Source organism: Winogradskya humida, assembly GCF_016862215.1.
In the GTDB taxonomy this organism is placed as follows: domain Bacteria; phylum Actinomycetota; class Actinomycetes; order Mycobacteriales; family Micromonosporaceae; genus Actinoplanes; species Actinoplanes humidus.
This window is the reverse complement of sequence record NZ_BOMN01000087.1, coordinates 219503-234294: the sequence shown is the minus strand read 5'-3', so window position 1 is coordinate 234294 and position 14792 is coordinate 219503. Positions and strand designations below refer to the sequence as shown.

13 protein-coding genes are annotated in these 14792 nt (G+C 70.2%); 9 read left to right on the top strand and 4 right to left on the bottom strand.

Going from position 1 to position 14792, the window contains the following annotated elements; translation table 11 throughout:
* Positions 1-27 precede the first annotated feature (27 nt).
* The 5 genes from metK (at position 28) to Ahu01nite_RS30915 (ending at position 8063) form a co-directional block, all read left to right on the top strand.
* Positions 28-1212 carry a methionine adenosyltransferase gene (gene metK / locus Ahu01nite_RS30935; RefSeq protein WP_203840194.1) on the top strand — a complete coding sequence of 395 codons (1185 nt, stop codon included), beginning with the start codon at positions 28-30 and terminating at the stop codon, positions 1210-1212.
* Between the two features lie 2 nt (positions 1213-1214).
* Positions 1215-2159, top strand: coding sequence for a carbohydrate kinase family protein (locus tag Ahu01nite_RS30930; protein ID WP_203840253.1), 945 nt, complete (start codon positions 1215-1217; stop codon positions 2157-2159).
* Positions 2156-3094, top strand: a complete 939-nt coding sequence (gene metF, locus Ahu01nite_RS30925; RefSeq protein WP_203840193.1) for a methylenetetrahydrofolate reductase [NAD(P)H] — start codon at positions 2156-2158, stop codon at positions 3092-3094. Before Ahu01nite_RS30930 ends, metF begins: the two co-directional genes overlap by 4 nt.
* Positions 3095-3158: 64 nt before the next feature.
* Positions 3159-4394 carry an alpha/beta hydrolase gene (locus tag Ahu01nite_RS30920; protein ID WP_203840192.1) on the top strand — a complete coding sequence of 412 codons (1236 nt, stop codon included), beginning with the start codon at positions 3159-3161 and terminating at the stop codon, positions 4392-4394.
* A 78-nt stretch (positions 4395-4472) separates the two neighbouring features.
* On the top strand, positions 4473-8063 hold the full coding sequence (locus tag Ahu01nite_RS30915; RefSeq protein WP_203840191.1) for a S8 family serine peptidase: 3591 nt from the start codon (positions 4473-4475) through the stop codon (positions 8061-8063).
* Positions 8064-8092: 29 nt separating this feature from the next.
* Here Ahu01nite_RS30915 and Ahu01nite_RS30910 read toward each other — a convergent pair whose 3' ends face one another.
* Positions 8093-8593 carry a cupin domain-containing protein gene (locus tag Ahu01nite_RS30910; protein WP_203840190.1) on the bottom strand — a complete coding sequence of 167 codons (501 nt, stop codon included), beginning with the start codon at positions 8591-8593 and terminating at the stop codon, positions 8093-8095.
* A 14-nt stretch (positions 8594-8607) separates the two neighbouring features.
* Positions 8608-9495 (bottom strand): NADP-dependent oxidoreductase, encoded by an 888-nt coding sequence (locus Ahu01nite_RS30905; RefSeq protein WP_203840189.1) that lies wholly within the window; start codon positions 9493-9495, stop codon positions 8608-8610.
* A gap of 116 nt (positions 9496-9611) precedes the next feature.
* On the opposite strand from Ahu01nite_RS30905, the gene Ahu01nite_RS30900 reads away from it, so the two are divergent.
* Positions 9612-10043 carry a hypothetical protein gene (locus Ahu01nite_RS30900; RefSeq protein WP_203840188.1) on the top strand — a complete coding sequence of 144 codons (432 nt, stop codon included), beginning with the start codon at positions 9612-9614 and terminating at the stop codon, positions 10041-10043.
* A 36-nt stretch (positions 10044-10079) separates the two neighbouring features.
* On the top strand, positions 10080-11006 hold the full coding sequence (locus Ahu01nite_RS30895) for a DUF808 domain-containing protein (protein WP_203840187.1): 927 nt from the start codon (positions 10080-10082) through the stop codon (positions 11004-11006).
* A gap of 25 nt (positions 11007-11031) precedes the next feature.
* Here the strand turns inward: Ahu01nite_RS30895 and Ahu01nite_RS30890 are convergent, their stop codons facing one another.
* Together Ahu01nite_RS30890 and Ahu01nite_RS30885 are read right to left on the bottom strand one after the other, a co-directional pair.
* Positions 11032-11961 carry a class I SAM-dependent methyltransferase gene (locus Ahu01nite_RS30890; protein ID WP_203840186.1) on the bottom strand — a complete coding sequence of 310 codons (930 nt, stop codon included), beginning with the start codon at positions 11959-11961 and terminating at the stop codon, positions 11032-11034.
* Between the two features lie 116 nt (positions 11962-12077).
* Positions 12078-12635: an SDR family NAD(P)-dependent oxidoreductase gene (locus tag Ahu01nite_RS30885; RefSeq protein ID WP_203840185.1), complete on the bottom strand. Its 558-nt coding sequence runs from the start codon at positions 12633-12635 to the stop codon at positions 12078-12080.
* A 44-nt stretch (positions 12636-12679) separates the two neighbouring features.
* On the opposite strand from Ahu01nite_RS30885, the gene Ahu01nite_RS30880 reads away from it, so the two are divergent.
* Entirely contained in the window at positions 12680-13114 is a 435-nt protein-coding gene (locus Ahu01nite_RS30880) for a MarR family winged helix-turn-helix transcriptional regulator (RefSeq protein WP_203840184.1), read from the top strand.
* Between the two features lie 107 nt (positions 13115-13221).
* Positions 13222-14790 (top strand): cellulase family glycosylhydrolase, encoded by a 1569-nt coding sequence (locus Ahu01nite_RS30875; RefSeq protein ID WP_203840183.1) that lies wholly within the window; start codon positions 13222-13224, stop codon positions 14788-14790.
* Positions 14791-14792: the final 2 nt, after the last annotated feature.

Genomic DNA, 14792 nt, shown 5'->3' with positions numbered 1-14792 from the left:
CATCCGCCGTTCCAGCCAGGGAGTGCCGTGCCTCGACGCCTGTTCACCTCGGAGTCCGTGACCGAGGGTCACCCCGACAAGATCGCCGACCGGATCAGCGACACCGTCCTGGACGCGCTGCTCACCGAGGACCCACGCGCCCGGGTCGCCGTGGAGTGCCTCATCACCACCGGGCAGGTCCACATCGCCGGGGAGGTGACGACCACCGCGTACGCCGACATCGCCCGGCTGGTGCGCGACGCCGTCCTCGACATCGGCTACGACTCGTCCACGAAGGGCTTCGACGGCGCCTCCTGCGGCGTCTCGGTCTCGCTCGGCGCCCAGTCCCCCGACATCGCGCTCGGCGTCGACGCCGACGGTGACGAGGTCGCGACGCAGGGCGCCGGTGACCAGGGCCTGATGTTCGGGTACGCCTGCGACGAGACACCCGAGCTGATGCCGCTGCCGATCCAGCTGGCGCACCGGCTCGCCCAGCAGCTCGCCGCCGTGCGCCGCGACGGCTCCGTGCCCTACCTGCGCCCGGACGGCAAGACCCAGGTCACGCTGGAGTATCTCGGTCCCCGCGCCGCCCGCCTGGACACCGTCGTCGTCTCGTCCCAGCACGCGGCGCACATCAACCTCGAGGGCATGCTCGCTCCCGACATCCGCACGCAGGTCGTCGACCCGGTGCTCGGCGCGTTCCGGGAGCACGGTTTCGACCTCGAGACCGACGGCTACCGGCTGCTGGTCAACCCCACCGGCCGGTTCGAGATCGGCGGGCCCATGGGCGACGCGGGGCTGACCGGACGCAAGATCATCGTTGACACGTACGGCGGCATGGCCCGCCACGGTGGCGGCGCGTTCTCCGGCAAGGACCCGTCGAAGGTGGACCGCTCCGCCGCGTACGCCATGCGCTGGGTCGCCAAGAACGTCGTCGCCGCCGGCCTCGCCCGCCGGTGCGAGGTCCAGGTCGCCTATGCGATCGGCCGCGCCGAGCCGGTGGGCCTGTTCGTCGAGACCTTCGGCACCGAGACCGTGCCGCCGGCGTCGATCGAGAAGGCCGTCACCGAGGTGTTCGACCTGAGGCCCGCCGCGATCATCCGGGACCTCGACCTGTTGCGCCCGATCTACGCGCAGACCGCCGCGTACGGTCACTTCGGCCGGGAACTGCCCGACTTCACCTGGGAGCGCACCGACCGGGCCGCGGCGCTGCGCGAGACGGCGGGGCGGTGACCGTGCGCGTCGCGATTACGGGATCGGTCGCCACCGATCACCTCATGACGTTCCCCGGCAGCATCAGCGACCAGTTCGTGGCCGGTTCCCTGGACCATGTCTCGCTGTCGTTCCTCGTCGACGATCTCGAGGTCCGCGACGGCGGGGTGGCCGCCAACATCGCCTACGGGCTGGCCCGCCTCGGTCACCGCCCACTGCTGGTCGCCGCCGTCGGCGCGGACTTCGCGGGCTACGGGCAACGGCTCGCCGCGCACGGGGTGGACGTGTCGGGCGTACACGTGTCGAAGGAGCGGCACACCGCCCGCTTCCTCTGTACCACCGATCCGTCCGGCAACCAGATCGCGTCGTTCTACGCCGGGGCGATGACCGAGGCGGCCGGGATCGACCTGGCGGCGGTGCTGCGTGCGGCGGGCGGCGCTGACCTGGCCCTCATCGGCGCCGACGACCCCGCCGCCATGGCGCGCCACACCCGGGCGTGCCGGGAGCTGGGCGTACCGTTCGCCGCCGACCCGTCCCAGCAGCTGGCCACCCTCGACGGCGACCGGATCCGCGAGCTCGTCGACGGCGCCGACCACCTGTTCACCAACGAGTACGAGCGCGCACTGCTGCTGGGCAAGACCGGCTGGAGTGCCGAGGAGACCCTGAACCGGGTCGGCACCTGGATCACCACCCTCGGCGAGAAGGGCAGTCGCGTCGAACGGGCCGGCGAGCCCGCCGTGGAGGTGCCCGCCGTCGCGACGGCCGCCCCCGCCGATCCCACCGGTGTCGGCGACGCCTACCGCGCCGGATACCTCGCGGCACTGGGCGCGGGACACGGCCCGGTCCGGCGCGCGCAGACCGGCTCGGTGGTGGCCGCCCTGGCCCTGGCACGCGTGGGAACCCAGACCTACGACGTGACGCCCGATCAGGTCAGCGAGCTGATCCGGCGCGCCTACGGCCCCGCATGACCGCGGCCGTCCACACCCGCCGGTCCGGGCCCGCTGCCGTGCTCCGGGCAGGCGTTCGGTCCTTCTCGTTCGAGTTCTTCCCGCCCCGGGCCGGCACCCCGGCCGCGGAGCAGGCGCTGTGGCAGGCCCTGCGTCAGGCGGAGGCCGTCGCGCCGTCGTTCGTGTCCGTGACGTACGGCGCGGGCGGCTCCTCCCGCGAGCGCACGGCGGCGCTGACCCGGCGCATCGCCGAGCAGACCACCCTGCATCCGGTCGCGCACCTGACGGCGGTCGGTCACTCGGTCACCGAGCTCCGCCAGATCATCGGGGGATACGCCGACGCCGGCGTCCGGGACATCCTGGCGCTGCGCGGCGACCCGCCCGGCGACCCGCTCGGGCCGTGGCAGGACGTCCCGGGCGGCCTGCGGTACGCCGCGGACCTGGTCGAGCTGGTGCGGTCCTGCGGCGACTTCAGCGTGGGCGTGGCCGCGTTCCCCCAGGGTCACCCCCGCTCCCCCGACCGGGACGGCGACATCCGGCACTTCATCGCCAAATGCCGCGCGGGCGCCGACTACGCCATCACTCAGATGTTCTTCCGCCCCGAGGAGTACCTGGACCTGCGCGACCGGTTGTCCCGCGCCGGCTGCGACATCCCGATCATCCCGGAGATCATGCCCGCCACCAGCTTCGACCAGATCAGCCGGTTCGCCCGGCTCAGCAACGCCACCGTCCCGCGGGACCTGGCAACGGCCCTGGAGAACGCCCGCCACGACCCCGCGACGGCCCACCGCATCGGCGTCGACCACGCCACAGCCCTCGCCCAGCGCCTGCTCGACGAGGACGCACCCGGCCTGCACTACATCACCCTCAACCGCACGACCACCGCCCTGGAGATCCACCGCGGCCTCGGCTCCACCGTTCTCCGCGATCACCCACCAGGAGCCTGGTACAGCTAGCTGTACCTCAGGAGGCCCGTTACCGGGATCGATCAGCGCCGCTGTCGTGAATAGCGTTTCCGGCATGACCACGACGAAGAAATACCGCAACGCGGCGATCGGCGTGACGACCGCCGCCATCCTCTTCGCGGGTGTCGGAGTCGCCCACGCCGACTCCATCACCGGCACGACCAGCGGCGGCACCCAGGCCCCCGCGGCAGCCGGGCAGTCCGGGTGGGAGGGCATCACCCGCGAGCAGGTGAGCATCGACTTCGGCAAGGGCTGGGTCACCAAGGCCGAGCTCACCTATCCGAGTAATGCCAAGGGCCGGCTGCCGGTGGTCGTTCTCCTGCACGGCAGCGGGCACAACGACATGAACCAGACGCTGCCCGACGGCAAGGGCTCGACCTTCGTGCCGCTCGCGCAGGCCGCGAGCCGGGAGGGGTACGCGACCCTGCGGTTCAACAAGCGCGGGGTGACCGATATCGGCCCCGTCGAGAGCACCGATCCGGCCCAGTTGCAGCCGAAGAACCCGTACGAGCAGATCCAGAAGGACGCCGCAGCGGTGGTGCGGTTCGCCGCCCGGTCGCCGCGGGTCGACCCGTCGAAGATCTTCCTCCTCGGCCACAGCGAGGGCACGAACGTGGCCGCCAATCTCGCCGCCGAGCCCGCGAGGTTCGGGATCCCGAAGCCTGCCGGGGTGGTCGAGATGGGCGTCGTCGGCCTGCCGATCAAACAGCTGCTGACGTTCCAGATCTACGGCCGGCTGCTGGCCCAGCTGCACGACGAGTTCGACGTCGACGGCGACGGTCAGCTGACCGCGGCCGAGGCGGCCGACGGCCTGATCGGGCAGCCGGCGCAGGTCGCCGACCAGTTCCGCCCGGTCCTGCTCGACGGCCGGAAGGTCGCCGCCGCGACGGACAGCAACCACGACGGCCGGATCGCGATCGACGCCGAGGCGGGCGTCGTGCTGCGCGAGATCACCCACATCGGTCTCTACCCGAACCTGCCTGACCTGGACGCCTACACGATCAGCTACGCGAAGGACATCGCCCGCTTCCCGACGGTGTCGCAGGCGCTGCCGAAGTTCTCCGGCCCGACGCTGCTCCTCAATGGCGAGAACGACATCCAGACCCCGGCCCGCGCCGCGCTCGTCGCCGACGCCGCGGTCGCCGCGGCCGGCAACAAGGACCACAGGATCGTCATCTACCCGGGCATGGCGCACACCATGAACATCACCCCGAAATTCACGCCGGAGTTCGCCGGTCCTGACCAGCAGGTCATCACCGAGATCCGGGGCTGGCTCAAGTCCCACCGCTGACGAAAGTTACGAGATCAGTCCGAAATAAACGGTCCCCATAGTGTGCGGTGACACCCCATCGATCATCGTGAGGTTCCGTTGTCACTGTCACGCCTGCGTGGGATCGGGCTGGCCGTTCTCGTCACCACGCCGCTCACCATCGCCCCGGCCGCCGCGTCCGCTGCCGGGGCGCCCGCCACGCCACCGCCGCTGAGCAAGCCGGCGAGCACCGTCACCCTGATCACGGGTGACGAGGTCACCACGGCCACCGACGGCGGGGTCCAGGTGCGAGATCCACAGGGGCGGCCGGCCGGATTCCTCACCGGGCATCAGGGCGGTGACACGTACGTCTACCCGCACGACGCCCTGCCCTACCTGGCCTCCGGGCTGCTCGACGAGCACCTGTTCAATATCACCGAGCTGGTGGCGGACGGCTACGACGACGCGCACAGCGCCGGGATCCCGCTGATCGTCACCTACAACGGTACGGCGGCGAAGTCCCGGGCAGCGCCGAGCGGGACGAGCGGCGTACGCCCGCTCGAAAGTATCGGTGGTGCGGCACTGACCGCGGACCGATCCGGAGCGTTCTTCTCCTCGATCGCCGGCGGGACGAAGGCGAAGGCGAGCCTGCAGAGCGGCACCGTCAAGAAGGTCTGGCTCGACGGCAGAGCCGAGGCCGCCCTGGCCGAGAGCACCGCGCAGATCGGCGCCCCCGAGGTGTGGCAGAAGGGCAACGTCGGCACCGGCGTCGACGTGGCCGTGCTGGACACCGGCATCGACACCGCACACCCGGATCTGGCGGGCCAGGTGGCAGCCACCGCGTCCTTCGTGCCCGGCGAGTCGATCGAGGACGGCAAGGGGCACGGTACGCACGTGGCGTCCACGATCGCCGGCACCGGTGCCGCCTCCGCGGGCAAGGAGCAGGGCGTCGCGCCCGGGGCCCGGCTGCACATCGGCAAGGTGCTCGGCAACGACGGGTTCGGGCAGGACTCGTGGATCATCAGCGGCATGGAGTGGGCGGTGCGCGAGCAGCACGCCCGCGTCGTCAACCTGAGTCTCGGCGCCGATCCGACCGACGGCACCGACCCGATGAGCGTCGCCGTGAACGAGCTCAGCGCGGAGACCGGTGCGCTGTTCGTGATCTCCGCGGGCAACAGCGGGCCGGGTGCGTACACGGTGGGGACGCCCGGCGCGGCCGACGCGGCGCTGACCGTCGGCGCGGTCGACAACCAGGATCTGGTCACGTTCTTCTCCAGCCAGGGGCCGCGGCTCGGCGACCGGGCGCTCAAGCCCGATCTCACCGCGCCCGGGGCCAATATCCTGGCGGCCCGCTCGCACTACATCGAGGAGGGCGAGGGCTCGTACCTGTCGATGAGCGGCACGTCGATGGCCGCCCCGCACGTCACCGGCGCCGCGGCACTGCTGCTCGCCGAGCATCCCGGCCTCACCGGGCAGCAGGTCAAGGACGCGCTGGTCAGCACGACGAAGGCGACGCCGGACGTCACGGCGTACCAGGGCGGTTCCGGGCGGTTGGACGCGGCCGTCGCGACGAGCGCGCCGGTGTTCGCCACCGGGTCGGTGAACTTCGGCTATCCGGACTACCCGACGGCTCCCACCGGACCGGTCAACCGGACGATCACGTACACGAACGTCGGCGCGGTGCCGGTGACGCTCGCGCTGTCGTCCTCATTGGACCTGATCACGTTGTCGGCCGGGCAGATCACCGTTCCGGCGCACGGCACGGCCTCGGTGACCGCGACGACGTCGTTCGACAAGGTGCCCGCCGATCAGGCGTTCTCCGGCTTCGTTTCCGCGGGCGGGCTGCGTACTTCGGTGGCTGTGGGCCAGGAGGGCGTACGCCATCATCTGGTTCTGAAGGCACTTGACCGTGCGGGAAAGCCCGTCGCCGGTCAGCTTGTGTTGCTGGGCAAGGACAGCACGACAACCCGGCAGATCGATGCCACGGGTACGCTCGACCTGCGCCTGCCCGAGGACACGTACACGGCGTGGTTGAGCACCGACGTCGAGGGCACCCACGGGCCGGGCTCGAAGGGTCTCGCCGTGCTCCCCGTCACGAACATCGCCCTGAACCAGGACCGCACGGTCGTGTTCGACGCGACCAGGGCCCGCCGATCCACCGCGACCACACCCCGGCAGTCCACCGTGGCCGCCTCGCGGTTCGAGCTGATCCGCGATGTCGGCGGGAGCCCGTGGCTCGACGCGTGGTACCCGGGCCAGGAGTACGACAGCGTCTGGGTGCTCCCGACCGGCAAGGCCGCGCAGGGCCGGTTCACGCTGGCCGCGCGCTGGCGCCTCACCCAGCCGGCGCTGACCGTCGCCGGGTACGACGACCTGCGGGTCCAGCGCGGCGCGACACCGCTACCGGCGAGCGTGCACAGCCTCGAGGTCGTCACCGGCGGCAACGTACGCGGTAAGGCGCTGATCGTCCGGAACAGCGATACCGTCACGATCCAGGACCAGGCTGCTGCTGCTTCGGCCGCCGGAGCCCGGCTCCTGCTCGTCGTCAACAACGGCACGGGACGGCTCGCGCCCTGGCCGGGATCGGTGTGGGCGCCGGCCGACCCGCCACCGCTCACCGTCGCCACGCTCACCAGGGACGAGGGCGGCAAACTGATGACCCGCCGGAACGTACGGCTTGACGTCACCTCACACCCGGCCACCGAGTACGCGTACGACCTCGTCACCGACTACGACGGCACGATTCCCGCGGACCTCACCTACCGGGCGACGTCTCGCAACCTGGCGCGCGCCGACGTGTCGTTCCGCAACTGGCAGCCGGGTCGGGCTCTCGAGCAGCGCTCCGACACCGACCCGCTCGGGTCTACCGCCTCCCTGGAATACGCCGAGGCCCCGGCGCGCGGCGACCGCACCGACTGGGTCACCGCGGGCGAGAAGTGGGTGGCGGACGTGCTGATCCCGGGTGAGCAGTCACAGCACTCCGCGCCGGTCGCGTACCAGGCCGGGTCGGCTCACCCGGAGCGCTGGTTCGGGCCGGTGCAGCGGCCGCGGCTGGTCGACGAGCCGACCGGGCTCAGCGTGTTCCGGCAGGAGGGCGGCTGGCTGTTCGCGAACATCTCCGGCTGGGGCGACTCCGGCACCGCGCACGCGGGACGCACCAACGACAACCCCGCTGTGGACAATCGGATGGCGCTCTATCAAGGGGACAAGCTGGTCAGCTCGGCGGACCGGTACAGCCCGCTGCTGGTGGCGGGCCCGCTGGCCGCCGAGCGGCTTCCGTACCGGCTGGTGTCGGAGAACGACCGGGGCTCGTGGGCCGGGCCGTACTCCACGAGCACCCGCACCGAGTGGGCGTTCACCTCCGGCGACGTGGCCTCGGGAACGGTCGTCTCGCCGCCGTTGATCCAGCTCGACTATGCCGTCGACACCGACCGCGACGGCAAGGTGCAGCGCACCTTCGAGCTGGGAGTCGGCGCCTCCACCCTGCAGTCCGCAACCGGGCCCGGGAAGATCAAGGCGGTGACGGTCGACGTCTCGTACGACGACGGCGCCTCCTGGCACCGGGCGACGCTGAACACCCGTGCGGGCGGCTGGAGCACCCGGATCTCCGCACCTCGCGCCGCCCGGTTCGTCACCCTGCGCACCACGGCCCGCGACACCGCCGGCAACAGCGTGGATCAGCGCATCACCCGGGCCTTCGGCCTGCGATAACCGGCTCAGCATCACGGGCCACAACCGGCTCAGAGGAACTCGCTGCGATACGTCGCGGCGAGTTCCGCGGCCCGGCGGCGCTGGTCGGCCTGCTCCTCGGCCGACTTCTGCGGCGCCGGGGCGTCCCAGCCGTCGACGACGTCGCCGATGCGCAGGAAATACTCGTCCTGGCCGGCGGGGGTGCACATGCAGAGCATGCGAGCCGGTGCGCCGGAGACGTTACGGAAGTTGTGCGGCGCGTTGGCCGGGATGTTGACCGTGGACCCGGCAGGCACGACGTGCTTCTCGCCGCGGAACGTGAACTCGATCTCTCCTTCGAGGATGGTGAACATCTCCTCGAAGTCGTGGCGGTGCGGCGGCGGGCCGCCTCCGTCGGGGACGCGCATCTCGATGAGGCAGTACTGGCCGTTGGTCTGCTCGCCGGTGACGAGCATGGCGTACGTGTCGCCCACCAGGGACACGAACGTCGTCGCGGGATCGGCGGGGTTGGCCACGGTGAGCGTACGTTCGGGATTGTCGTCGGGAATCATGGTTTTCTCCTTGCTCAGAGAGTGACGGTGATTTTTCCGCTGGGCAGTTCGCCGGCGGCGGCCCGGGCGTGCAATGCGGGGAGCTCGGCCAGCGGCACCCGCTCGGCGATGTCGACGCGCAGCTGACCTGCGTCGACCTGGGTGACCAGCTGGGCGAGTTCCTGGGCGTCGCTGCGGACGAACATGTTGATTCCCGTGACGCCGCGCTTGTCGTCGGAGGGCGCGGGCATCCACACGGTCGTGTTCACGAGGGTGCCGCCGTCGCGGATGAGGGTGACGAGCGCGCCGAGCTGCTCGGGCTCGACGGGGGCGAGGTTGAGCACGACATCGACCGGCTCGATCGTCTCTTCGGTGGCGGCGGAGCTCCGCGGGCTGCCCTTGGCGATGACCTGCGCTCCGGCGTTCCCGGCCAGCTGGACGGCGTACCCACCGACAGCCCCACCGGCCCCGTTGATCAGGATGCGCTGCCCGGCGGTCAGCTTGGCGTGCTCGAACAGCGCCTGCCAGGCGGTGAGCCCGACCGTCGGAAGCGCGGCGGCGTCGGCGAGCGGAATGGTGGTGGGCGCCGCGGTCAGGACCTCGGCGGGTGCGATCACGTACTCGGCGGAAGCGCCGGCTCCCGTCATGGGCAGGAACCCGATGACCCGGTCACCGACGGCGACGTTGTCAACGCCGTCGCCGAGCGCCTCGACGGTCCCGGCCACGTCGATGCCCGGGGTGTGCGGCAGCTCAACGGGGATCGGGCCCTGCATGAAACCGCCGCGGATGTTCGCGTCGACGCCGTTGAACGAGGTCCCGGCCACCCGCAGCAGCACCTGCCCGGCACCCGGCACGGGCACCTCGACGTCCTCGTAACGCAGGACGTCCGGGCCGCCGTACTCGTGGAATCGAACTGCCTTCATGACAAGCTCCCTTTTCACTTTGCTTCGAACTCGAAGCACTTCTGAACAGTAGCATGCTTCGAATTCAAAGCAAGTGGGGCTTGTCACGTCCGGCAGGGTGTGATCGTCCTGGGCGTATGACTCTCCGCAGCAAACGCGTGTGCGTGCTTCTGCTGGCCGTGCTGGCCACCGTGGTCGGCACCTGGGCGGCGGCGTTCCCGGCGTCGTTCTACCGTGACTTCCCGTCGCCCGGCTGGGGCTGGGTGTCCGCGCTGGGCCCGTACAACGAGCACCTGGTCCGCGACGTCGGCGGCCTCTACCTGGCCCTCGCCGTCCTCAGCGTCTGGACCTGGCGCCGGCCGACATTCGCCCTGCTCCGCGTCACCGGCGGCGCCTGGCTCATCTTCAACGCCGAGCATTTCCTCTGGCACGCCCTGCACCTGAGCGTGTTCTCCACCTCGCACGCGATCGGCATCCTGGTAGCGCTCGGCGTTCCGCTGCTGCTGTCGATCCTGCTCCTGACCCCCGACCGGCTCTCAGTGACCTTTCAGCAAGCTCGGCGAAAATGAACAGGCCCGCGTTACTCGACCTTGGAAGGACTCCCCTTGGCCGGCGGACTCGTAGCCCTGCTGGATGACGTCGCGGTGCTGGCCCGGGCCGCCGCCGCGTCCCTCGACGATGTCGGCGCCGCTGCCGCCAAGGCCGGCGTGAAGGCCGCGGGCGTCGTCGTCGATGATGCCGCCGTCACCCCGCAGTACGTGCGGGGCCTGGCCGCCGAGCGGGAGCTGCCGATCATCAGGCGCATCGCGCTGGGCTCGCTGCGCAACAAGTTCCTGATCATTCTGCCGGTGGTGCTGCTGCTGAGCCAGTTCGTGCCCTGGCTGCTCACCCCGATCCTCATGCTCGGTGGCGCCTATCTGTGTTACGAGGGCGCGGAGAAGGTGTGGGCCAAGGTCGCCCACCATGAGTCGCACGGTGCTGACGACGCGGTGAAGGACGAGAAGTCGCTGGTGTCCGGGGCGGTGCGGACCGACCTGATCCTCTCGGCGGAGATCATGGTCATCACCCTGAACGAGGTGATCGACGAGCCGTTCTGGTCCCGCCTGGCGATCCTGGCCGTCGTCGCGGTCGTCATGACGGTCCTGGTGTACGGCGCCGTCGCCCTCATCGTGAAGATGGACGACGCCGGTCTGCGCCTGTCCCAGCTGCCCGGCGCCATCGCCGGCTTCGGCCGCGGCCTGGTCAAGGCGATGCCCGTCGTGCTCACCGTGCTGACGGTGGTCGGCACGGCCGCGATGCTCTGGGTCGGCGGGCACATCCTGCTCGTCGGCACCGACGAGCTGGGCCTGCACGCCCTCTACGAAACGGTCCACCACTGGGAGGAAGCCGCCCACGACGCCACGGGTGCGCTCGGTGGCCTCATCGGCTGGCTGGTCAACACGGCGGCCAGCGCCGTCCTCGGCCTGATCATCGGCGCGCTGATCGTCACGGTCATGACGTTCACGCTGCACCGCCGCAGGGCCGCCCACTGAGCTCCCGGTGGCCACTGCCTCCCGCTCAAGCCGCGGACGGCACGGTGAAGTCCCAGTAGCCGTCGACGTGGTGGTAGGCGTTCGCGCAGCCGTGGCAGGTCGCGGTGTCCGAGGTCCAGAACAGTGAACCCCGGCACGCCGGGCAGCGCATCCGGGCCGGCATCGACTCGGCGTCCGCGAGCTGGGGCAGGATGCTGCCGCGCTGGGCGTACACAAACTGACTCGGGCCCCACCAGCCGCGACCGCCGTGCCGGGCAGCGGTCTCCACGGCCTGCGCGACCGGGCGCAGCGTTCGCACCACCGCCGACGGCAACGCGCGGTCCCAGCGGCGCAGGTTGTTGACGCTGCCCGTCAGCCGGGTGTCCCAGCCCGCGGCGTAGAGCTGCTCGCGCACGGTGGACAGCTTGAAGTTCCAGAACGGCGTCTCGGAGTGCCCGGTCCGCAACGGCTGCGGGCCACGCACCGCGGGCAACTCCCCACGGACCGCCGCACGGGCCAGCCCGAGCGCGTGATGCTTGATCGGGATGTCCAGCAGCCACCGGTCCCGGACCGTCCGGCCCATCTCGACCAGCGCCGCCGCCATCTCGGGCAGGTGGTGCAGCACCCGGACGACCATGGCGGAGTCGAAAGCGGCATCGACGAACGGCAACCGGTTCAGATCAGCCCGGATCAGGAACGCCCGCCCGGTGCCGACGTCCCCGGCAAGCTCCCGCGCGGCGTTACGCAGGTTGGTGGCCGAGTAGTCGACGAGCACATAACGGCGGGCCCGGTCCCGGTAGTGCTTCGCGTTACGCCCGAAGCCGCCGCCGAAGTCCACCATCCAGTCCGGACGGCCCAGCAAAGGCACCATGTGCTCCAGCGCCCGATCCTCAGCCCACGCCTCGTAGTCCCGGCCGTCCCAGTAGGAACGGTAGTCGTAGTTGTTGCGGTCGTAGTCGGTGATGACTGCGCTCATGTCGATCTCCTCAACCGTGCGGTGACTCCGATGGCCTATTTCTAACGGCCACCACACATCGAGAGCCCTCATCACACCGACCGTGGCATGAATCCGCGAGACGACCGGTGGATCCTTCAGCCGTACACCGCGACCGGGAAGCGGGTGGCGGACTCCCGGAACGCCGTCGCCCCGGCCATCAGCCGCGCATGGAACTCGGGGGTGCCGGTGGGTCCATAGCCGATCTCCTCGGCCGCGCCGGTGGCGAGGACTCGGACAACCGTGTTGCAGAAATCGTCGACAGGAACCCCATGGCTCGCGCCGGGGCCGGCGAGCAGGATGTCGATCTCGGCCTGCCGCTGCTTCCACGGTGCGTCGTCCGCCGCCAGGGCGGTGCGTCGCTGGACACCCGCGTTGTTGATGAGCAGGTCGAGCCCGGGCATGGTGGCGCGTACGTGCGCAGCCAGCTCTTCGCGGCTTTCCGGCCGACCGACGTCGCCGGCGAAAGTCGTCAACCCGGGGTAAGCCTCGGCGGCCGTTTCGAGTTTCGCAAGGGACCGGCCGGCGATCAGGACGGTGCTGCCACCGGCCTGAAACCGTGCGGCCAGACCCAGACCGATGCCGTCGCTACCCCCGGTGATCAGGACATTCTGCACAGAATTCTCCACGGTCTCGACGTGTTTACATGTCAACACTAACCGGATCGTATTGACATGTAAACACCGGCTAGGCTGAGCGCATGGTGCACAGCCTCGACCCGGTGGAGATGGCCGGGTGGACGGCCTGGAAGCGGGCCGGCGACGTGGTGATGCGGGCCGTCGAGCGAGAGATCACCGCCGCCACCGGACTCTCCGCGGCCGACTTCGCGGTCCTCATCCGGCTCGTGGAGCTCGGCGACGGAAGCCTCCGGCAGCAGGAGCTCGCCAAGCTGCTCGGCTGGGAACGCAGCAGGCTGTCGCGGCAGATCTCCCGCATGCAGACCCGAGGGCTGGTCGACGCGGCCAGCGACGGCCCAGCCCGCATGATCACCGCCACCGACACGGGCCGCGACCACATCGCCGCAGCCCGCCCGGCCCACGCCGCCGCGGTACGCCGCACACTGCTGCAACTCGTGCCACCCGAGGACGCCGCCGCGTTCTGGAGCACGGTCGACAAGATCGCACAGCACCCATAACCGACGGGCCACTCCATCCCCGCCGGGGCGATTGCCGTGGAAGCGCTCCCATGTAACGATGAGCTTCAATACGGCCGATCCGCTTCGCCACCGAATGGAGTCGGGCCATGTCCTCAGCACGACTACGACCACGATCCGTCCTCGCTGCGGCAGCCGCCGTCCTCACGGCTGCAGCCTCCCTGCTCATCAGCACCGCCGCCCCGGCCTCCGCCGCGGCAGCCGCCGGCACCGGGACCGGGTACCTGCACACCTCCGGCAACCAGATCCTCGACAGCACGGGCGCCACCGTCCGGCTGACCGGGATCAACTGGTTCGGCATGGAGACCGACAACAAGACCTTCCACGGACTCTGGTCCAGCAATCCGTGGCGGTCCCAGCTCGACACGATGGCCCGGCTCGGGTACAACACGCTGCGGGTGCCGTTCTCCGACGACGCGCTCGCCTCCGGTGCGGTCGCCACCGGGATCAACGACTACGTCAATCCCGATCTGCTGGGACAGTCGCCGTTGCAGATCCTGGACAAGGTCATCGCGTACGCGGGCAGCAAAGGCATGCGGATCATCCTCGACCGCCACCGCCCGACGGCCGCGGGGCAGACCGCGCTCTGGTACACGGCGGGCGTACCCGAATCGACCTGGATCGCGAACTGGCAGGCCCTCGCCCGGCGCTACGCCGGCAACACCACGGTGATCGGCGCCGACCTGCACAACGAGCCGCACGCGGAAGGCACGAACCCCGCCGCGACGGGCTCCTGCTGGGGCTGCGGGGACACGGCTCGTGACTGGCGATTGGCCGCCGAACGCGCTGGTAACGCCATTCTGGGCGTACAACCCAATTGGTTGATCTTTGTGGAGGGCGTGAGCTGCCCGAGTGGCGGTCTTTCCAACGTCTGGGACAACGATCCCAGCAACGATGAGGACTGCGGGTGGTGGGGTGGCAATCTTTCCAAAGCAGGCCAGTTCCCGGTACGCCTGAACGTGGCGAACCGGCTCGTCTACTCCCCCCACGAGTACGCCACCTCGGTCTACCACCAGGCGTGGTTCGACGACCCGAGCTACCCCGCGAACATGCCGGCCATCTGGGACCACTACTGGGGTTACCTCTACAAGCAGAACATCGCCCCGATCATGATGGGTGAGTTCGGCACCACCCTGCAGAGCGACATCGACAAGGTGTGGCTGCAGAGCCTGCTCGCCTACACCGGCACCGGCTCGACCGGCATGTCGTTCACGTACTGGTCGTGGAACCCCAACTCCGGGGACACGGGCGGCATCGCGAACGACGACTGGACCACGATCAACACGGTCAAGCAGGCGATCATCCAGCCATACCTGATCGCCCCGGTCGCCACCACCGACCCCGGCACCCCCACACCCACCGCCGGCTGCACCGCGACCTACCACCAGGACAGCGTCTGGCAGGGCGGCTTCCAGGCCACTTTGACCGTACGCAACACGGGCAGCGCCACCGTCAACCCGTCAACGGTCACCTGGAGCTGGCCTGCCGGAGTGACCCTGGGCAGCGGCTGGAACGCCACCGTCACCCAGTCCGGCACCACGGTCACCGCGACCGGTCCATCACTGGCACCCAGCTCCGCGGTCACCATTGGATTCACCGCCAACGGACCGGCCACGGCCCCGGCCACGGTGAAGCTGGGCAGCGCCACCTGCTCATAACG